The 20222-nt window shown below is 57.9% G+C and carries 21 protein-coding genes; 13 read left to right on the plus strand and 8 right to left on the minus strand.

Annotated features, from left to right (window positions below):
* Positions 1-3: 3 nt before the first annotated feature.
* The gene (locus OA238_RS20650; RefSeq protein WP_015496700.1) at positions 4-3369 is read left to right on the plus strand and encodes an efflux RND transporter permease subunit; all 3366 of its coding nucleotides are present in this window, start codon (positions 4-6) and stop codon (positions 3367-3369) included.
* A 7-nt stretch (positions 3370-3376) separates the two neighbouring features.
* On the opposite strand, the gene OA238_RS20655 is transcribed toward OA238_RS20650, so the two are convergent.
* Positions 3377-4180: a protein-disulfide reductase DsbD domain-containing protein gene (locus tag OA238_RS20655; protein WP_015496701.1), complete on the minus strand. Its 804-nt coding sequence runs from the start codon at positions 4178-4180 to the stop codon at positions 3377-3379.
* 131 nt (positions 4181-4311) lie between these two features.
* On the opposite strand from OA238_RS20655, the gene OA238_RS20660 reads away from it, so the two are divergent.
* Positions 4312-4878 (plus strand): YqgE/AlgH family protein, encoded by a 567-nt coding sequence (locus OA238_RS20660; RefSeq protein WP_044038588.1) that lies wholly within the window; start codon positions 4312-4314, stop codon positions 4876-4878.
* On the opposite strand, the gene OA238_RS20665 is transcribed toward OA238_RS20660, so the two are convergent.
* On the minus strand, positions 4875-5822 hold the full coding sequence (locus tag OA238_RS20665; protein ID WP_044038590.1) for an L-threonylcarbamoyladenylate synthase: 948 nt from the start codon (positions 5820-5822) through the stop codon (positions 4875-4877). The genes OA238_RS20660 and OA238_RS20665 overlap by 4 nt on opposite strands.
* A gap of 136 nt (positions 5823-5958) precedes the next feature.
* Here OA238_RS20665 and OA238_RS20670 point away from each other — a divergent pair, with 136 nt between their 5' ends.
* The gene (locus tag OA238_RS20670; RefSeq protein WP_015496704.1) at positions 5959-7659 is read left to right on the plus strand and encodes an acyl-CoA dehydrogenase family protein; all 1701 of its coding nucleotides are present in this window, start codon (positions 5959-5961) and stop codon (positions 7657-7659) included.
* Between the two features lies 1 nt (position 7660).
* Positions 7661-8677, plus strand: coding sequence for an MBL fold metallo-hydrolase (locus OA238_RS20675; RefSeq protein WP_015496705.1), 1017 nt, complete (start codon positions 7661-7663; stop codon positions 8675-8677).
* Between the two features lie 20 nt (positions 8678-8697).
* Here the strand turns inward: OA238_RS20675 and OA238_RS20680 are convergent, their stop codons facing one another.
* Positions 8698-8934, minus strand: coding sequence for a DUF6356 family protein (locus OA238_RS20680; RefSeq protein WP_044037276.1), 237 nt, complete (start codon positions 8932-8934; stop codon positions 8698-8700).
* 104 nt (positions 8935-9038) lie between these two features.
* On the opposite strand from OA238_RS20680, the gene OA238_RS20685 reads away from it, so the two are divergent.
* The 4 genes from OA238_RS20685 (at position 9039) to OA238_RS20700 (ending at position 10811) form a co-directional block, all read left to right on the plus strand.
* Complete coding sequence (locus OA238_RS20685; RefSeq protein WP_015496706.1) at positions 9039-9500, plus strand: Lrp/AsnC family transcriptional regulator; 462 nt, start codon at positions 9039-9041, stop codon at positions 9498-9500.
* A gap of 18 nt (positions 9501-9518) precedes the next feature.
* Positions 9519-9974: a DUF6173 family protein gene (locus tag OA238_RS20690; protein ID WP_015496707.1), complete on the plus strand. Its 456-nt coding sequence runs from the start codon at positions 9519-9521 to the stop codon at positions 9972-9974.
* A gap of 71 nt (positions 9975-10045) precedes the next feature.
* Positions 10046-10180: an aa3-type cytochrome c oxidase subunit IV gene (locus OA238_RS20695; RefSeq protein WP_044037277.1), complete on the plus strand. Its 135-nt coding sequence runs from the start codon at positions 10046-10048 to the stop codon at positions 10178-10180.
* 7 nt (positions 10181-10187) lie between these two features.
* Entirely contained in the window at positions 10188-10811 is a 624-nt protein-coding gene (locus tag OA238_RS20700) for a hypothetical protein (RefSeq protein ID WP_015496708.1), read from the plus strand.
* A gap of 10 nt (positions 10812-10821) precedes the next feature.
* Here the strand turns inward: OA238_RS20700 and OA238_RS20705 are convergent, their stop codons facing one another.
* Both OA238_RS20705 and OA238_RS20710 read right to left on the minus strand, forming a co-directional pair.
* The gene (locus OA238_RS20705) at positions 10822-11163 is read right to left on the minus strand and encodes an AzlD domain-containing protein (protein WP_015496709.1); all 342 of its coding nucleotides are present in this window, start codon (positions 11161-11163) and stop codon (positions 10822-10824) included.
* Entirely contained in the window at positions 11160-11873 is a 714-nt protein-coding gene (locus OA238_RS20710; RefSeq protein ID WP_015496710.1) for an AzlC family ABC transporter permease, read from the minus strand. The genes OA238_RS20705 and OA238_RS20710 overlap by 4 nt, the downstream gene beginning before the upstream one ends.
* A 70-nt stretch (positions 11874-11943) precedes the next feature.
* Between OA238_RS20710 and mobA the strand changes: the two genes are divergently transcribed.
* Both mobA and OA238_RS20720 read left to right on the plus strand, forming a co-directional pair.
* On the plus strand, positions 11944-12525 hold the full coding sequence (gene mobA / locus OA238_RS20715; protein ID WP_015496711.1) for a molybdenum cofactor guanylyltransferase MobA: 582 nt from the start codon (positions 11944-11946) through the stop codon (positions 12523-12525).
* A complete protein-coding gene (locus OA238_RS20720) occupies positions 12522-13109 on the plus strand; it encodes a GNAT family N-acetyltransferase (RefSeq protein ID WP_015496712.1) in 588 nt (195 codons plus the stop codon). Before mobA ends, OA238_RS20720 begins: the two co-directional genes overlap by 4 nt.
* Positions 13110-13113: 4 nt before the next feature.
* Here OA238_RS20720 and OA238_RS20725 read toward each other — a convergent pair whose 3' ends face one another.
* Both OA238_RS20725 and greA read right to left on the minus strand, forming a co-directional pair.
* The gene (locus tag OA238_RS20725) at positions 13114-14127 is read right to left on the minus strand and encodes a hypothetical protein (protein WP_015496713.1); all 1014 of its coding nucleotides are present in this window, start codon (positions 14125-14127) and stop codon (positions 13114-13116) included.
* A gap of 13 nt (positions 14128-14140) precedes the next feature.
* On the minus strand, positions 14141-14611 hold the full coding sequence (greA, locus tag OA238_RS20730; protein ID WP_015496714.1) for a transcription elongation factor GreA: 471 nt from the start codon (positions 14609-14611) through the stop codon (positions 14141-14143).
* A gap of 218 nt (positions 14612-14829) precedes the next feature.
* Between greA and OA238_RS20735 the strand changes: the two genes are divergently transcribed.
* The 3 genes from OA238_RS20735 (at position 14830) to OA238_RS20745 (ending at position 19198) form a co-directional block, all read left to right on the plus strand.
* Positions 14830-16476 (plus strand): electron transfer flavoprotein-ubiquinone oxidoreductase, encoded by a 1647-nt coding sequence (locus OA238_RS20735; RefSeq protein ID WP_015496715.1) that lies wholly within the window; start codon positions 14830-14832, stop codon positions 16474-16476.
* Positions 16477-16635: 159 nt separating this feature from the next.
* Positions 16636-18354, plus strand: coding sequence for a tetratricopeptide repeat protein (locus tag OA238_RS20740; RefSeq protein WP_015496716.1), 1719 nt, complete (start codon positions 16636-16638; stop codon positions 18352-18354).
* On the plus strand, positions 18341-19198 hold the full coding sequence (locus tag OA238_RS20745; RefSeq protein WP_015496717.1) for a 4-(cytidine 5'-diphospho)-2-C-methyl-D-erythritol kinase: 858 nt from the start codon (positions 18341-18343) through the stop codon (positions 19196-19198). Before OA238_RS20740 ends, OA238_RS20745 begins: the two co-directional genes overlap by 14 nt.
* Here the strand turns inward: OA238_RS20745 and OA238_RS20750 are convergent.
* Positions 19191-20189: a polyprenyl synthetase family protein gene (locus OA238_RS20750; protein ID WP_015496718.1), complete on the minus strand. Its 999-nt coding sequence runs from the start codon at positions 20187-20189 to the stop codon at positions 19191-19193. The two genes, OA238_RS20745 and OA238_RS20750, sit on opposite strands and share 8 nt — an antisense overlap.
* Positions 20190-20222: the final 33 nt, after the last annotated feature.

A 20222-nucleotide genomic window follows, 5' to 3' on the forward strand; every position in this document is an offset into this window, starting at 1 on the left:
ATCATGACAAACGGTATCCTGTCTTATTTCACCCGCCACCGCACCGCCGCCAACCTGTTGATGGTGGTTCTACTGACCGCCGGTGTAGCGTCCTACCCAAAAATGCGGGCGCAGTTTTTTCCCGATGTGATCATCGACAACGTAACCGTGTCCGTGCAGTGGTCCGGTGCAGGCGCACAAGATGTGGACGATGCCATCGTGCAAGTGCTGCAACCCGCCCTGCTGAGCGTTGAAGGCATCACAAACACGGTCTCGACATCGTCTGAAGGCAGCGCGCGTATCAGCTTGGAATTCTCCCCCGGATGGGACATGGCCAAGGCCACCGAAGACGTGCAACTGGCGGTGGATGCAACGTCCAACCTGCCGGAAGACGCCGACGACCCAACCGTGCGGCGCGGCCAATGGTCTGACCGCGTCACAGATGTGGTCATAACCGGCCCCGTTGCGCCAGAACAATTGGGTCGTTTTGCGGATGAATTCGCCGTGCGTCTATTCGCACAAGGCGTCACACGCACGACCATTCGCGGCGTTGCGGCACCGTCCACGATCATCGAAGTCCCCTCGCTTGCGTTGATCCGCAACGACATCACGATGGCCGATATTTCGGAGGCTATCGCACAAGAGGTGACTGGCGATCCCGCTGGCGATGTAACCGGATCTGCCCGCGTTCGGACCGGCGTCGAAAAACGCACCGCCGATGAGATTGAGGCGATTGTTCTGCGAACGGACGCCAGTGGCGCGACCCTGACGATTGGCGATGTCGCGCGGGTGTTTGTTGAGGGTGTCGACCGTGAGCGTGCTTATTTTGTCGGCGACAATCCCGCCATCACCATTCGAGTTGACCGCGCCGCGACGGGCGATGCCATCAAGGTGCAGCAAACCGTTGAACAGGTCGCGCAAAGCTATGCGGCGACGCTGCCTGCTGGGTCCAGTATTGATCTGATCCGTGCGCGCGCCGAATTGATCACGGGGCGCTTGAATATCCTGTATCAAAACGCGCTTCTCGGCCTCGCGATGGTGGTTGCGCTGTTGTTCATGTTCCTGAATGCGCGCACCGCGTTCTGGGTTGCGGCGGGTATTCCTGTGGCAATGTGCGGCGCGATTGCGCTGATGTATGCGGCGGGGTTGACCATCAACATGATATCGCTGTTCGCGCTGATTATCACCTTGGGGATCGTGGTGGACGACGCCATTGTTGTTGGCGAACACGCTGATTACCGCCACCGGCATCTGGGCGAAAGCCCCGCCGTTGCCGCTGAAAATGCTGCGAAAAAGATGTTCAGTCCGGTGTTTTCTGCGACCCTCACGACGATCATCGCGTTCTTTGCGCTGGTGGTTGTTGGTGGGCGGTTCGGCGATTTGATCGCGGATATTCCGTTTACGGTGATCGTGGTCCTTATTGCGTCATTGATCGAATGTTTCTTCATTTTGCCGCACCACATGTACAAATCGCTTGCCGCCAGTGGTGGCGACAAATGGTATGACGCGCCGTCGCGGTTTGTGAACCGTGGTTTTGATTGGATGAAAGAACGCGCGTTCCGCCCCTTCATGGCGGGCGTTATCTGGGCGCGCTATCCGGTCATGGCGTTTGCGATTGTGCTGCTTGCTGTGCAGTCGGCAAGTTTCATTCGTGGCGACGTGCAGTGGCGGTTTTTCAATGCCCCCGAACAGGGCAGCGTGACCGGCAATTTCGCGATGCTGCCCGGTGCGACCCGCGAAGACACGCTTGAGATGATGCAGTCCATTCAAGAGGTCACGCAGATCGTCGGCGCGGAATACGAAGAACGTTATGGCGTCAGCCCGCTCGATTACGTGATCGCCGAAGTTGGTGGCAATTCAGGGCGCGGGATCGCTGGCGCGGACACGAAAGACGCGGATCAATTGGGCGCGATTGCGATTGAACTTATCGATGCAGACAGCCGCCCCTATTCCAGCTTTGCCTTCGTTGCCGAATTGCAGGAACGGATCATCCAACACCCGATGGTGGAAACTGTCAGCTTTCGCAGTTGGGCCAGTGGGCCGGGAGGCGATGACATTGACGTGCAGCTTTTTGGCGCGAATTCAGAGATCCTTAAGGCCGCAGCTGAGGCGCTAAAGGCAGAGCTGGCGCAATTCGGTGAAATTTCAGCGATCGAGGATTCGCTGGCCTATGACAAAGAGGAATTGATTCTTGAGCCGACACCGCAAGGTCAGGCGCTTGGCTTTACCATCGACGGGTTGGGCCGCGTGTTGCGCAACCGTCTTGGCGGGATCGAAGCGGCCACCTACCCCGAAGGCCAACGGTCTGCGACAATCCGTGTCGAACTGCCCGAAGGCGAACTGACCGCCGATTTCCTTGATCGCACCCAGATGCGCGCGGAGTCAGGTGTTTATGTGCCCTTGGCCGACATTGTGACCGTCCAATCGCGCACCGGCTTTTCCACCGTCAGCCGCGAAAATGGCGTGCAGCTGATTTCGGTGACTGCCGATCTCACGGACGATGATGCAGACCGTGCCGCAGAAATCCAGACATTGATCCAAGATGATATTCTGCCACGGGTTCAGGCCGCCTACGGGGTTTCAACGTCTTTGTCGGGCCTCAGCGAACAGGAAAATGATTTCCTAAGCGATGCGCGTACCGGATTGATCTTTTGTCTGACGGGCATTTTCCTAACGCTGGCATGGGTTTTCCAAAGCTGGACGCGGCCCCTTGTGGTCATGGCGATCATCCCATTCGGTCTGGTCGGCACCATATACGGCCATGCGGCGTGGGATGTGCCACTATCGATGTTTACCGTGGTCGGATTGCTTGGCATGACGGGGATCATCATCAACGATTCAATCGTATTGGTGAAAACCATCGATGAATACGCTGAAACCCGCGCGTTGATACCGGCGATCATTGACGGGGTCAGCGACCGGTTGCGCCCTGTGTTGCTGACAACATTGACCACCGTTCTTGGCCTTGCGCCGTTGCTATATGAAGGGTCAAGCCAAGCGGAGTTCCTGAAACCGACCGTCATCACACTGGTCTATGGTTTGGGCTTTGGCATGGTGCTTGTTTTGTTCATCGTGCCGTCGCTGATGGCGATGCAGGGCGATGTCAGCGTGCAGTTTCGGTCCGCAAAACGTGGGCTTTCCAGCGGGTCGCGCGCCATTGCTTTACCAAGCCGACTTGCCGCTCTGGGCACCGCCGGATTGTTTGCAGCCATTGTCGCACCGATCATGTTGGGCGGTGCGGCATGGGCGCCCTTGGGCAACCTAATGCCGATGCTTAATGCTAACGTGGCCGCGGCAATCGGGATATTCTTGTTGATGACACTCGTGTGGCTGTTGCTGGTTTATATCGCCACGGCACTGTCCGTCGCGCGGGCACGCAAGACGGCCTAGTGGCTCACTACTGCGCAGCGTCGCAGCCGCGAATGTCGACAGCCTTGCCCCCAGCCAGAACTGTAATGCGCACATCTGACCGGTTTAGCGCAAATCCGCCGCCGTTGACGTGGATCATGTCGGATCGCGAAAACAGCGCGTTGCCCTCACGCCAAGTCTGTGGCTGTGACACCCAGACTTGTTGATCACCCGCCTCGATCACCACGGCTTCATCGCCGCCAGTGGGGGCCATATCGACACGGGTCGTCAGGCGCAGACCATCTTCGCTTGGGTCAATGGCACATGTCACCGCGCCAACGCCTGCTTCGCCTTCGGTCATCGGTCGGTCGAGCAGTGCGGCAACGATCACCGGATCACGCGCCCCACCCGCGGGCAGAAGCTCATCAAAATCTAACAGCACCGGCACGCAAATATCTTCGCAAACGCCAATCTGGATTTGCCCCCGCAACTGAGCGGGCGCGCTTGGATCGCTCAACGACAATTCAACCGGAATGACGACGACATTGGTATAGCCGATGGATCGCATCCCGTTCTGGTCAAACACTTCGGGCACAGGCCAGTGAAACGCTGCCGCAGCTACGTTCTGCGACCCTTGCCAGCCAAACCGTGGAGGGATGCCACCGTCGCCGGGCGAGCGCCAATAGGTCTTCCAACCCGGCGCAAGTCGCAGCTGCAGGCCCGCCATATGGGTGCCGTTTTCTGTGCGCCAGCCGCTCAACACGTCAAGCTGAACGATACCATCCGCAGGGTCAGCCAAAACGGGCGACGCCATGAAAAGCGCAAGAACTGTTGTAAAAATTCGGTATGTCATAGGACTTAGTCGACCAAACGCGGCGCAAAAGGAAGTCACGTTTGGGGGAGCGATATGTCAGTGAACCGCGCAGAACGATCCGCGTGCAGACCGCACTTGTGAATTCGGGACAGCGACCCCATTCTAGCATCATGACAGATACCACCGACCTTACTGGCAAACTATTAATTGCAATGCCCGACATGGGGGATCCGCGTTTTGATCGCGCGGTGATCTTCATCTGCGCGCATTCGGCGGACGGCGCGATGGGGCTGATCGTCAACAAACCTGCGCCTGACGTGCGGTTTTCTGACCTTTTGGAACAGCTGTCGATCGACGAGGGCGACCAAACCACGGATGTGCGCATTCACTTCGGCGGACCCGTTGAAACAGGTCGCGGATTTGTATTGCACACGTCTGATTACAAATTGGGCGCTGGCACCATGGAGGTTGCGGGCGGGTTCGCAATGACAGCCACACTTGATATCCTTGAGGACATCGCGACAGGCGGTGGGCCGAAACGGTCAATGCTGGGACTTGGCTACACAGGCTGGGGTCCGGGGCAGCTTGAAAGCGAATTGGTCAAGAACGGCTGGTTGGTGTGTGACGCGACAGATGACATCCTGTTCGGGCGTGCGGCTGAACATAAATGGACTGCCGCGCTCAAGGTTCTTGGCGTTAACCCGTTGATGTTGTCGGCGTCCGGTGGGTCGGCCTAGCGGGGTGCAGCCGCGCGCCGCAATCGATCATTGATCGCGCGACCAAGTCCGTGATCGGGGATCGGCGACACGGCAATCCGCGCAGCCCCCATCGCGTTCAATTGATGCAACGCATCAAACAAACGTGCCGCAGCGTGTATCAAATCACCCGACGGGGACAGGTTTAGCGCCGCGTCAACTGGGCCAAAGCCCAACAGCGTCTCGCCCGCCTCGACTGTTTGCGCGTTCAGCCGCACCGTGCCCGCCGGTGCATAATGTGACGCCAATTGACCCGGCGACGACGGCGCGGACGTGTCGCCTGCAAGGGCAAGGTCATATCCCAACGCTGCCTCTATCGCCTCAACCGGAAGACCACCTGCGCGCAGCAACGTCGGTGTTGGTTTTGTCGCAACAATCGTGGATTCCAACCCAACACCACAATCGCCCCCGTCGACGATACCATCGATCCGGCCTGTCATCAGGTCGCGCACATGGGCAAATTTGGTCGGGCTCACCTGCCCTGACGGGTTGGCCGATGGTGCTGCAACAGGCCCGCCAAACGCAGCCAGCAACCCGTTCGCAACGCTGTGATCCGGCACCCGGATTGCCAGAGTTTCCAGACCTGCCGTCACCAGCGGCGATATTGCGCTGTCACGGCGCAATGGCAGCACCAGTGTCAGTGCACCGGGCCAAAAAGCCTGCGCCAATACCAAGGCCGTGTGGTCAAACTCAACAAACTGCTTTGCTGCTTCGATTGATCCGACATGCACGATGAGCGGATTAAAACTTGGCCGGCCTTTTGCCTGATAAAGCCGCGCAACAGCATCACTGTTGCGCGCATCAACGCCCAGCCCGTAGACCGTTTCTGTCGGAAACGCGACAAGCCCACCGCCTGCCAAAACACGCGCTGCGGCGTCCAGTTCAGCCTGATCGGTCGCAAAGATGCGCGTGGTCAAATTATTCATGACGTCGCGTTTTGGTTGCGGGTCGTGTTCATGCAGATAGCCTTCTTGTTGTTGCCCACATACGCTGCCCTTTTTGCGAATCCAAGCTATGGAACCTCGTCGGCGAAACCAAGAACCCAATTACCGGAGCGTTTCTATGCCCTATCGTTCACCAATCACCGATTTCCGCTTTATTATGGACCATGTCGTGGGCTTCGACCAAGTCGCCGCGACGGAACGGTTCGTCGACGCCACACCTGATATGTGTGACGCGATCCTGACTGAAGCCGCAAAGCTGAGTGATGAGGTCTTGGCCCCGTTGCAAAAGTCGGGCGATCAGCATCCGGCGGTTCTGGAAAACGGCGTTGTGCGCACGTCGCCGGGATTTGGTGACGGGTTCAAAGCTATTGCCGAAGGTGGCTGGATTGGCATTTCAGCCTCCCCCAAAAATGGTGGGATGGGCTTGCCGCTGACGCTGGCCACCACGGTGAACGACATGATGGCGGGCGCGTGCCTGTCGCTGCAACTGAACCCGCTGATGTGCCAAGGCCAAATCGAAGCGCTGGAACACCACGCCAGCGACGCGATCAAAGACTTATACTTGCCAAAACTGATTTCCGGTGAATGGGCCGGAACCATGAACCTGACTGAACCGCAGGCAGGGTCTGACGTTGGCGCGTTGCGCTCAAAGGCGGAACCCAACGACGATGGCAGCTACGCAATCTCCGGTCAGAAAATATATATCTCATGGGCTGACAACGATTTCACTGAAAACGTCTGCCATCTTGTGCTTGCACGGTTGCCGGACGGCGTTGCGGGCACGAAAGGTATCAGCCTGTTCATGGTTCCGAAACTGATCCCCGACGCAGATGGAAATCCAGGCGAGCGCAATGACCTGCGTGTCGTCAGTCTGGAACATAAGATGGGCCTGCACGGATCGCCCACAGCGGTGATGGAATACGCGGGCGCCAAGGGCTGGTTGGTCGGCGAAAAACACGCAGGGCTGGCCGCGATGTTCACGATGATGAACAACGCCCGCCTTGGCGTTGCGACGCAAGGTATCGGTGTGGCGGAAGCTGCGTATCAGCATGCGCTGGCCTACGCGATGGACCGCAAACAAGGCAAAGCTGGCGGCACTGGCACTATTGCCGAACACGCCGATGTGCGCCGCATGCTGGCGTCAATGAAGGCTGACATTTTCACCGCCCGCGCAATTTCGCTGGCCAATGCGGTTGCGATCGACATGTCCAACGCAACAGGTGACGCGGGATGGAAAGCGCGGGCAGCGTTGCTGACCCCGATCTCAAAGGCGTTCGGAACCGATATCGGCGTCGAGATCACATCGACGGGCATCCAGACCCACGGCGGCATGGGCTTCATTGAGGAAACCGGCGCTGCGCAATACGCCCGCGACGTTCGCGTCACCACAATTTACGAGGGCACCAACGGTATCCAAGCCATGGACCTTGTGGCGCGCAAAATGATGGACGGCGGTGACGCGGCCTTCGCCCTTCTTGATGAAATAGAAGCCGCTGCAGAAGCCGCCAAAGCCGCAATGCCCGATTTGGCCGAACCGGTTTGGCAAGCCGCAGAAACACTGCGCGAAACAACCGAATGGCTGGTCACGCAGGATATGACCGACCGGTTAGCAGGCGCAGTTCCCTACCTGCGTGCCTTTGCGCGTGTCCTTGGCGGGCACTACCATCTCACCGCTGCGCTGCAGGGCGACGGGACGCGCAAGCGCCTCGCGACATTCTACATCAAACGCATTCTTCCCGAACACGCGGGCCTTCTGACGCATGTGCGCGAGGGCGGCGATGATTTGATGGCGATCACGCTAGACGATCTAGTTGCCTGATATGATCCGCTATCCATGGGCCGAACCGCCCGAGCTTGGCAAAGCAATCGAGGTCGCAGACGGTGTCCTGTGGATGCGCCTGCCGCTGCCGATGGCGTTGGACCACGTCAACGTTTACGCGTTGGATCATGGGACCGGCTGGACGATCATAGACACAGGTTTTGACAGCAAAAAGACCCGCGCGATCTGGGAAACCATATTGGCTGGCCCCCTCTATGGAAAACCCGTCAGCCGCGTTATTGGCACCCATCATCACCCGGATCATATCGGGCTGGCTGGTTGGTTTCAGGACGCTGGCGCTGAACTGGCGATGCCACGCACCGCTTGGTTGATGGCCCGTATGCTGACGCTGGACGAACAGCCCGCCTACCCGTCGCAGTCCATTGAATTTTACAAACGCGCCGGCATGGATGATGCGATGCTGGCGAAACGCCGCAACGATCGCCCGTTCAACTTCGCCGATTGCGTCCACCAGATGCCACTGGGGTTCACCAGACTGCAAGAAGGCGGGACAATCCAGATGGGCGGGCGCAGATGGACAATCCGAATGGGCAATGGCCACGCGCCTGAACACGCAACCTTCTGGAGCGAGGACGACAATCTTGTGATTGGTGGCGATCAGTTGTTGCCTTCCATCAGCCCCAACATCGGTGTTTACCCCACCGAACCCGACGCAGACCCGCTGGCGGAATGGCTTGAGGCCTGCGAACGCTTGGCCCCGTTTGCGCGAACTGATCATCTGGTGCTAGGCGGCCATAAATTGCCGTTTACCGGCCTGCCCAAACGCATGCAGCAACTCATCGAAAATCATCACGGGGCGCTCAAACGTCTGATTGTCCACATCGCGGACCCCAAACGTGCGGGCGATTGTTTCAAGCCACTCTTCAAACGAGAAATCGGCGAGGGTGTTTACGGCTTAGCTCTGGTGGAATCCCTTGCGCACCTCAATCACCTTCACCAAACTGGCCAAGCCACGCGCGAACTGCGCGACGGGGCCTATTGGTTTCAGGCGGTCTAAACGCCGCCGCAGCAGAACTTTTAGTGCCGCGCATCCATACGGGCGACGAGTTTGCGCAGAATGCGCCCAGCCGTCGTTTCGCACACCGCAGGGATTGCGGCATGGGCTAATGCCGCGCCGCCAGCAACGATCAGCCAGAACGCAAAGCCGCCTGCGAACCACATATGCTGGAAATACGTCTCATCCACGGTGGCAGGATGGGCAAGAAACCAACGGTCGATCAGGCTGGTGCGGGTCTGTGTGCTTTGGTCGGACATTGGATGGCTCCTGCAGGTGATTTTCACAACTCTACGCATTTCACGCTGCAAACACGTCCCAAATACTATGGTCAAAGGCACACCCATTGGGATACAATCCCAATATGAAACAAGAACTCGATACAATTGACCAGCGCATCCTGACTATCTTGCAATCAGATGCCACCCAATCTGTCGACGCGATTTCGGATCGAGTCGCCCTGTCGCGCAATGCCTGCTGGCGGCGGATCAAAGCGTTGGAGGCAAGCGGCATCATCCGCGCGCGGGTCGCCCTTCTTGATCCAATCAAAATCGGCTGCCCCCTGACCGCGTTGGTTTTGATCCGCACGGAACATCATTCGGACAATTGGCGTAAAGATTTCGCGACTGCGATCGCCGCCCTGCCAGAAATTATATCTGCCCAGCGCATGACGGGTGATCTGGATTATGTGCTCAGGGTGCGGCTCACGGATGTGGCGGCCTATGATCTGTTCTACAAACGCCTGACATCACGGATTTCTGTATCGGATATTTCTGCCAGTTTCGTTATGGAAGACATCAAAGACACCACTGCGCTGCCGCTTTAGCCCCTGAGGACCCTAAAAATGGACAATAAAACTGCCACCTCCGCCGAAGCGCTTGAGGCCGACGCCATTCCGCGCATCCACGAAATCCATGTCGACCCGACCAAATGTGCCCCCGACGCCAGCGCAATTAAGCCGCAGAAAACACCCAAAAGCGCGGCACGTTGGGCCTATGAACGCCTTATCCTGTATATTCAGAATTTCGAAAAGCAGCTCGATAATGAACACGAAGTCGCGATGGGGTTCGCGGGCGACAGTTCCGGCGTGATCAAAATCGAAGGCATGGGATACTATGACCCCGACATCATCACCTTTTATGGGTCCGACCCGTCTGGCGCCAAAACACAGCTGATCCAGCACGTGAGCCAATTGTCGGTTAAGCTACGCGCACACCCCAAAATGGTTGAGACGGCGGAACCGGAACGGATTGGCTTTCGACTGGCGGCTGATCTGGACAACGCGGATGCGACGTCGTGACGATACGTGCGGGGCTGACATAGCCTGATGAATCGGCTAGAGCCAGATGAAAGCGAAACAAGGAAGATAACATGTCTGATCATAAGCACGGCGAAATGGACACAAGCGTTCAGGAAAGCACTTTTAACGGATTCATGAGTATGGTGACAAAAATCGCTGCGCTCATCATTGCTGCCCTCATTCTTCTTGCCCTGATCAACGGATGATTGTCGCATGAAACGACGTACCTTTGTGTTGTCAGCGCCGCTCGTTCTTGCGGCCTGCGGCGGTGTTACCCGCGAAGAAATTCTCGCGCCACAATCAGCGATTGACCGTGTGGCCTATGTGCATCCTGGGCCAAAACGACTGACCCTTATGACGATGAAAAACACAGGGTCAGACAATGGCGCACACACCGGACTGATGATCAACGCCAGTCAGCGCGTGCTGTGGGACCCTGCCGGAACATTTGGTCATTCAACAATCCCTGAGCGTAACGATGTCCACTTCGGCATCACGCCACAGATTGAACAGCTCTATATTTCGTTCCATTCACGCGTCACGTTCTACACGCTGATCCAAGAACTTGATGTGACGCCAGAGGTTGCTGAACTGGCGATGCGACTGGCGGTTGCCAATGGTCCGACACCCAAAGCCGCCTGCACGACCCACACATCACGCATGTTGGGGAAATTGCCGGGACTTGAACACATCCGCACCGGCCTGTTCCCGAACAATCTGTCTGACCAGTTCGGCCAAATCCCCGGCGTGCGAAGCCGCGAATACCGTGAGACTGACAGCGATGACAAAGATGTCGCCGCGGCCGAAATCGACCAGTTATTGACGGCAAATCAGTAGAGGCCTGACTCTAATAGGCGCCTGTCAGCCAGATCATACCAAACAACGTGGCCCCGCCCAAGGTGATGGCAGCCACGACATTGCGGGTCAGCAACCCGACCCCGAATGTGACCAAGGCCGCGCTCAGTCGCGCGGGGTCGACTTCGCCACCGGTTGCTTCTGGCCATAAAACCAACGGTGCGACCAATCCGGGTAAGACCGCAACGGCCGTGTAGCGCAGATGGCGCAATACCCAGTCCGGCAGGTCCTTGCCCCCAATCAGGCCAAGGAACGAAAAACGGATCAAATATGTGCCGACGCCCAACACGATGATGATCGTCCAGATATAGCCTGCGTCCATGCTCGGGTTCATGCCTCGGCCCTCCGGCTCATCCACATTTCAACCTGCGCCCCGACGATCATAGCGACCGCCGCAGCCACCAAAAGCCCGAGGTTGTAGGGCAATCCGGAAAATACCAGCGCCAGTACGATAGACGAGACAGCCGACACCATGTGCGCCAGCGTGCGCATCATCGGCGCAATAATCGCAAGGAAACAGATTGGCACCGCAAAATCCAACGCCATCCAGTCAGGGACCATATCCCCAAACCAAATGCCAAGCCCCGTGGCCACGATCCACATCGGACAGACAGGCGTCACCGCGCCAAAGAAGAACCCGATACGTTGGGTGAGCGACAAATCAGGTTCGTCCTCATAGCGGTTGATCGACACCGCGTAGCTTTGATCGACATTCACATAGGCAATCAAGGCGCGTTTCCAAAGTGGGGCGCGGCCAAGCCACACCGCCAAAGACGCTGAATACATCGCCATACGTAAATTCACCGCAAGCGCTGTCGCGACCACGATCAGGAACGGCGCGTCGTCGGCCATCAGTTGCAATGCGGTGAACTGCGCCGCGCCTGCAAACACCACCGACGAAAACGCCATGGTTTGCACGCTGGTAAATCCTGCCTCGGTTGCGACGACGCCAAACAGCATCCCGAATGGCATCACCACCAACAAGAACGGCAGGCCTGTTCGAAAGCCAATCCAATAATATGATTTCTGGGTCGCGCGCGGCATCAAGGTGACCTACATTTTGCTACAACCGCCATAGCTTTGGCCCAACCGAATGACAATGAGGTCAAACTGCATGCGCGAACCCTTCGGCCTTATCCTCGCAGGCGATCGCGGCACCCGTGTGGGCAACGTTTCAAAGGCAGATCTAACCTTAGGCCATTTGACGCTGCTCGCCCATGTTCAGGCACGGCTTGGACCACAGGTTGCAGCGATTGTGGTCAATGCCAACGGGCCAATCGTAACCGACCTTCCTGTCATCGCAGATGCAACACCCGACCACCTTGGCCCCCTTGCGGGCGTTCTGGCAAGTCTTGATTGGGCCGCACGCCAAGGGGGCACGCACATCGTCACTGTCGCCGTGGACACACCATTTTTCCCGCGCGACATCGCCCCGCGTCTGCTCATGGCGGGGGAGGCCCACCGCGACGGTTTCGCCGTTGCGTCAACGTCGGACGGGCTGCACTGCACCTTTGGCCTCTGGCCCACCGCCTTGCGCGACGACCTTGCCGCATTCCTTGATAAAGGTCAGCGCGAGGTCCGCGCCTTTGTGCACGCCCATGACGCCGCCATCGCGACCTTCCCCGACACGACGCCACCATCGTTTTTCAACGTCAACACGCCCGAAGACCTAACAGCCGCAGCAAGGTTGTTATGAGCGAACTGACCATCTCACAGGGCTTCGATGACAGCGAACGCGCGCAAGTGGCACAGATGTATTGGGTGGCTTTCGGGCAAAAACTTGGCCGTGTAATGGGGCCAAAGCGGCGCGCAATCGGGTTCATCCAAGACGTGCTCGACCCGACGCACGCGTTGTGCGCGCGCGACACAGACGGAACGCTGTTGGGTGTCGTTGGCTTCAAGACTTTTGCCTCCGCCCTCGTTGGCGGCACATGGCGTGACCTTGCGCGGCATTACGGCTGGATCGGCAGCACGTGGCGCATCGGGTTTATGGCCCTGCTCGAACGGGACACTGAAAACGCCCGCTTTCTGATGGACGGTATCTTTGTCAGTGATGGCGCACGCGGCCAAGGCGTCGGCACAGCGCTGCTGCATGCCATATGCATTGAGGCCAAATCTCGCGGCTACAGCGAAGTGCGCCTTGATGTGATCGACAGCAACCCGCGTGCCCGCGCGCTTTATGATCGCGAAGGGTTTGTCGCGGGCGGCACACACAAACTGGGGCCACTAAAGCATATTTTCGGATTTGACAGCGCAACGACCATGATCCGCGGGCTTTAGCGCCTTAGTCGAATGCACCCGTCACGCGGCCCAACAACATAAACGCACGGCTTGTGCGGGTCTCGGCCAGTGCTGCGATATCTTCATCGCTCGCCTCGACTTCAAACGCGACCAGCATTTGATCGTATTTGCGCAGGAAATGATGCGCGGCGTCGCGGAAAATTGCGTCTTCGCGCATCCGCCCTGCCGTCAAAGCCAACGAAGACCGATCCCGAATACCACCAAGGGACGCGGCGGCCTTGCCCCGCTCACCATGGGCAAACCGGCGCCAAACCTCAGCGCGGGCGCGATCAGGTCGCAAATCGTCCATGTAAATTCCGTCTTGGCTCATCAGTGTCAAGACGTCTTGGCTGGCGCGAATCAATTGTTTGGCCGTTCGGTCTTTTAGCGCGCGACGTAGCGCTGCAAACCCAACTTCATCCGTATCTGTGTCCGGAAAGTTCAACGCTCGCACAAGATCGGGCCGCGAGATCGGCGGAGCTATGTCTTCTGCGGTTGTGCCCAGCGCAAGGCTTGGCTGATCGTCAGCGCTGGACGTTTGAGGCTGCGGCGCTGCGACCATGCGTTCGGACGGGCGCGATGTTGCAAAGGTTGCCAGCGCTGTTTCTGTCTTTTGGGTCGCCCGCGCGATCTCATTCAGTTTGCGTTCAACCGTTGGTTCAATACCCGTGCCGCGCGATTGGCAGTCCGCCACATAGGTTTGGCGCATTCCGTCAATCGCCGCCTGCAACCGCCGGCTTTCGGTCCGCACGATCTTGGCAGACCGTGCAGCCAATGCTGCAATCCAAACCATCGCAATCGGCAGGAAGATCGCCATCAGCGTCATCACAAACCGCAGGCTATCGACCTGTGCCGCACCGTCACCTTCGCCTGGTAACACAAGGAAAAACAGCGCCACACCGACGAGCCAGATCAGACTGACAACAATCGCTATCACCTCAATCACGGTGACACGAACGCCATCCGCCTGCACCCCAGCGCGAAGTGCTACATCTGCTTTGTTGTTATCGTTCGCCATCTAAGTCAGGGCCTTATTTGAAAACGATTGTCAGAATCTCGTAGGATTTTACACCGCCGGGCGTGCGCACTTCAACACTGTCGCCTTCATCTTTACCAATCAACGCCCGTGCAATCGGCGATTTCATGTTTAAGCGGCCCTGCTCGATATCGGCCTCGTATTCGCCGACGATCTGATAGGTCGTTTCTTTGTCGGTGGCTTCATCGATCAACGTCACATGCGCGCCGAACTTCACAGTTCCGCTCAGCTTGCTAACGTCAATCACATCGGCCAGCGAAATCGCGCCTTCAAGTTCCTTTACACGGCCCTCGATGAACGACTGTTTTTCCTTGGCGGAATGGTATTCCGCGTTCTCCGATAGGTCACCATGTTCCCGCGCGTCCGAAATAGCGCGGATAATCGCAGGGCGTTCAACAGACTTCAGATTCTTTAATTCGGCATCCAGCTTGTTAAATCCGGCACGTGTCAGCGGTATCTTGTCCATTCTAGCCAATCCCTAAGGGGTCCATATTTCAAGTGTATATGCATAACCCGCCCGCACCCGTCGCCTCAAGGGGCATCGACACGTCGTCGGTCTTTATTTGCGGACGCAACGTTTACGTCGTTGGCGCGCAATTTTCTGTCGTGCCGTGATTGCCGTACCCATCCTCGTCCTATATTCCGATCTAGACATCTCATTGCAGACGCTAGGGAGGCCCAAACATGGCTGATATTGAACGCGAATCCATGGAATATGACGTCGTTATCGTCGGTGCTGGCCCTGCGGGTCTGTCGGCAGCGATCCGACTGAAACAGCTTGACGCGGATTTGACCGTCGTGGTGCTCGAAAAAGGGTCTGAGGTCGGCGCGCACATCCTGTCGGGAGCGGTTCTTGATCCTGTCGGTCTCGACAAACTGATCCCCGACTGGAAAGCCAAGGGCGCGCCGCTCAACACGCCTGTCACCCACGACAATTTCTACTTGCTGGGCGAAGGAGGCAAGGTCCGTATCCCCAACCTGCCAATGCCGCCACTGATGAGCAACCACGGCAACTACATCGTGTCGATGGGCAACGTCTGCCGCTGGATGGCAGAACAGGCCGAAGAGCTTGGCGTAGAAATCTTCCCCGGAATGTCATGTTCAGAGATCGTTTACGGCGACAAAGGCGAAGTCAAAGGCGTCGTTGCAGGTGTGTTTGGCCTAGAGGCCGACGGCAAAATCGGCCCCAACACCGAACCCGGCATGGAACTTCACGGCAAATACGTGTTCCTGTCTGAGGGCGTGCGCGGGTCGCTGTCCAAAGAAGTCATCGCGAAATACGATCTCGCCAAAAACTCTGATGTTCAGAAATACGGCCTTGGCATGAAAGAGATTTGGGAAATCGACCCCGAAAAGCACAAAGAAGGCACCGTCACGCACACAAGTGGGTGGCCTATGGGCAGCAATGCAGGTGGCGGATCGTTCATCTACCACCTTGAGAACAATCAGGTCTACGTCGGCTTTGTGGTCCACCTGAACTACAAAAACCCGTATCTGTTCCCCTATATGGAATTCCAGCGGTTCAAGCATCACCCGATGATTGCTGACTTGCTAGAGGGCGGCAAACGCGTGGCCTATGGCGCGCGCGCGATCACCGAAGGCGGGTATCAGTCCATGCCGAAAATGACCGCCCCCGGCGTGGCGCTGCTGGGTTGCAGCGTCGGCATGGTCAACGTGCCGCGAATCAAGGGAAACCATAACGCCATGCTGTCGGGCATCGCCGCAGCCGAAGCCGCCCATGCCGCCATTAGAGCAGGCCGTGCGTCCGACGAGCTGACAGATTACGAGGTCGACGTGCGCACAGGTGCCATCGGCAAGGACCTCAAGAAGGTGCGCAATGTCAAACCGCTATGGTCGCGGTATGGCATGCTCGCGTCGCTGATCGGCGGCGGTCTTGACATGTGGACGAACACATTCGGGTTTTCGCTGTTTGGCACGATGAAGCACGGCAAGAACGATGCGGATGCAACAGAAAAGGCATCCAAGCACAAGCCCATCGATTATCCGAAACCCGACGGCAAACTTAGCTTTGATCGCCTGACCAACGTGGCATTTTCGTTCACCAATCACGAAGAAAGCCAGCCAGTGCACCTGCGCCTCAAAGACCCGTCGATTCCGGTGAATGTGAACCTTGCGCAATATGCTGGCCCATCGGCACGCTATTGCCCGGCAGGGGTGTATGAATTCGTCGGCACAGGCGCAGACACCAAGTTCCAGATCAATTTCCAGAACTGCGTCCATTGTAAAACCTGCGACATCAAGGACCCGAGCCAGAACATCACGTGGACAGTCCCACAGGGCGGTGACGGGCCAAACTACCCGAACATGTAACCGATCAAGCGGTTAAGGACTGGGGCCTCGCATTGCGGGGCCCTTTTTCGGTTCAAACAGACGCGACATACCGCGCAATACGACACATCAACGGAATTGTTGTTTGCCCCGCCGATTCCACCACCGTAGGCTGTATTTATCAAATGAACGGAGCATGCCTTGAATTTTCGCATTACCACCGCCCTTCGCCTGACAGTTTGTGCCGCAACGCTCGCCTTGGCGATGCCAGCAGCGGCGGACCAGAATGCGGGTGCCTATCTCGCTGCGCGTCAGGCCGCGATTTCTGGCGATTACGATGCAGCAGCACTCTATTTTCGCGACGCTTTGCTGGCCGACGCCAACAACACAGCCCTTATGGAACAGACTCTTGCGGCGTACTTGGGCGTCGGACAGGTTGAATCCGCGGCAGGCATCGCGCGCCCGTTCATCAGCGCAGGGGGCGAAAGCCAGATCGCCAACATAGCGCTTATGGCACAGGCCGCCCGCGCAGAAGATTGGGACGCGATATTTGATTTAATCGAGGCCGGACACGAGGTCGGCCCGCTTTTGGATGGTCTGGCCCAAGCATGGGCTTACCTTGGCAAGGGTGACACAGTCCACGCGATGATGCGATTTGACGAAGTGATCGACACACCGGGATTGCGCGGCTTTGGCCAACAACACAAAGCCCTCGCGCTTGCAATGTCAGGCGATCTGGACGGCGCAAGCGCGATCTATGACCTGCCACCCAACATCGGTATCATCCCGACCCGCGGGTCCGTCGTGGCGCATCTGCAAATCCTCGTCCAACTCGGTGACTTTGAGCGGGCTGGCGACATGATCGAACGCGCCTTCGGTGAAGACCCCGATCCCGAACTGGCCGCCCTACGCAGCGCCATCACTGCAGGCGAGGTTCCCGACCTGTCCCGCGCTGTCGCAACACCGAGCGACGGCATCTCTTACGCCTTCAAAGGCTTCTCCGACATTCTTCAGGGGGAAGCCAATGAGAGCTATCTGTTGCTCTACGCGCAGGCCGCCCGATATATCGCACCCCACGATGCCGACACGCAAATCGCCACTGCTAGGCTGCTGAATGCACTTGGCCAATACGACGCTGCAGCGCAAACCTTCGCACAGGTCGCCACAGATGACCCCGCGTTTCATAGCGCAGAAATTGGCCGCGCAGAGGCCTTGCGCCTTGCAGGTCGGATCGAACAAGCCATCGAAGTTCTCAGCCAGCTCACACGCAGTCATCCCGACCTGCCACTGTCGCACGCATCGCTGGGCGACATTTACCGCCAGCAAGAACATTTCGTAGATGCCCGCGACGCATACAGCGCAGCACTTTCAGGCTACCCAGAGGACGCATCCATCCGCTGGTGGTTGCTCTATTCACGCGGTATGACCAGTGAACGCCTTGATGAATGGGACGCGGCCGAAGCAGACTTTCGCGCCTCTCTCGCGCTCAACCCCGGCAATCCATCGGTATTGAACTACCTTGGTTATTCACTGGTGGATCGTGGACTGAAATTCGACGAAGCCTTGGGCATGATCGAAACCGCCGTTGCAGCCCGTCCTGACAGTGGCGCCATCGTCGACAGCCTTGCTTGGGTCTATTACAAACTTGGCCGCTACCAAGAGGCCGTTGCCCCCATGGAACGCGCCGCCGAACTCGAACCCAATGACCCGATCCTGTCAGATCACTTGGGCGACGTTTACTGGATGGTCGGTCGAGACGTCGAAGCGCGTTTTCAATGGCGACGTGCGCTGTCATTTGAACCCGAACAGGCTGAGGCCGACCGCATTCGCCACAAACTCTCCGTCGGGTTGGAAGCGGTTTACGCCGACGAAGGCGTGACCCCCGCCGCCGCGGTTGAGATAGCGAATGACGACAACTAAGGGCGCGTTTTGTGAACCTGCGCCTGCCAAAGTCAACCTGACGCTGCATGTGACGGGGCAACGGGCCGACGGGTATCATCTGCTTGATAGTTTGGTGATGTTTACGGCGTTGGGTGATGTCGTGACAGTCGCTGCCGCAGAACGCTTGACCCTTACGATAGACGGTCCGTTTTCGGCAGGTCTGACAGCGGACAACGACAATCTGGTGATGCGCGCTGCCCGATCTTTCGGTGTCACCAATGGTGCGGCCATTACACTGACAAAAAACCTGCCCGTTGCGTCCGGCATCGGTGGTGGGTCGGCAGACGCCGCCGCCGCCTTGCGCGCCCTGTCCCGCCTGTGGGGCCTGCCAATTCCTGACAGCGCCACAATCCTGAAACTCGGCGCTGACGTGCCTGTCTGCATGACGTCCGAATTGTCGCGCATGCACGGCATCGGGGACCGAATCGACACCTTGGGCCCTGCGCCAATGCTCGACATACTTTTGGTGAACCCGAATGTGGCTGTTTCGACCGCGCAAGTCTTTGGCGGACTTGCCAGCAAATCAAACGCGCCGATGGCGGCTGACATGCCCGACCCGCGCGACAGAGATGATTGGGTCACATGGCTTTTGGCCCAGCGCAACGATCTGGAAACGCCTGCTCGGATCGCGGCCCCCACCATTGATGACGTTTTGGGGTCACTGAGCGCGCAGGTTGGCAGTACATTGGCCCGCATGTCAGGGTCCGGTGCCACGTGTTTTGCATTATTCAAAGATGGCACGAGCCGCGACGCTGCCGCCGCAACATTGCGCCTATCGCATCCAACATGGTGGATCGCAGAAACCGGCGCAGCGCCTACTTAATTCTGGCGACCACATAATCTGCCAAATCCAACAGCATCAGTTTGATCGGATGATCCGGCAGGGGCGCCAACGCCGCCTTCGCTTTTTCCATCCAAGCCAGAGCGTCTGATTTTGTGGCGTCAAGCGTGCCATGTTTGACCAGAAGGCCCAGTGCAGTTTGCAGATCGCCATCTTCTTGGCGACCTTTTTCAATGGTGCGCACCCAAAAGGCGCGTTCGGTCGCGTCCGCCAGTGCCACGGCCTTAATCACAGGAAGCGTCAGTTTGCGTTCACGGAAATCATCGCCGACGTCTTTGCCGATGGCGTCCGTACCTGAATAATCCAGCAGATCGTCAACAATCTGAAATCCGATGCCCAGCGCGTCGCCATAGTCATAAAGCGCCTTTACCAGCGCCTCATCCTGTTGTGCAATGACGCCGCCCACTTCCAAGGCCGCTGAAAACAAAGCTGCTGTTTTGCCGCGCACGATCTGCAAATAAACCGCTTCGCTCGTCGCCAGATCGCTTGCGGCAGTCAACTGCAAGACTTCGCCTTCGGCAATCGTTGCGGATGCGTTGGCAAGAATATCCAGCACCCGCAGCGATCCCGTTTCAACCATCAACTGGAACGAGCGTGCGAACAGATAATCGCCAACCAGCACCGACGACGTATTATCCCACAACAAGTTCGCCGTGGGCCGCCCGCGCCGCTGCGCACTTTCATCAACCACATCATCGTGCAGCAATGTCGCCGTATGAATAAATTCGACTGTCGCGGCCAGATGCACGTGATACGGGCCGCCATAGCCACACATCTTCGCCGCCGCCAACGTCAGCATCGGGCGCAGGCGTTTGCCGCCCGCCTCAACCAAATGTGCCGTCACTTCGGGGATGCGGGGTGCATGTTCGGATGCCATTCGGTCGCGAATCAACACGTTCACGGCGTCCATTTCATCCGTCAAAGCAGCTGCCAAACGGTCATGTGGTTTGCTTGCGGCATGGTCTAGGCTCATCACAGCTCCGTCAGTTGCTCGACAAAGGGCAGC

It is taken from the genome of Octadecabacter arcticus 238, assembly GCF_000155735.2.
Taxonomy (GTDB): Bacteria; Pseudomonadota; Alphaproteobacteria; order Rhodobacterales; family Rhodobacteraceae; genus Octadecabacter; species Octadecabacter arcticus.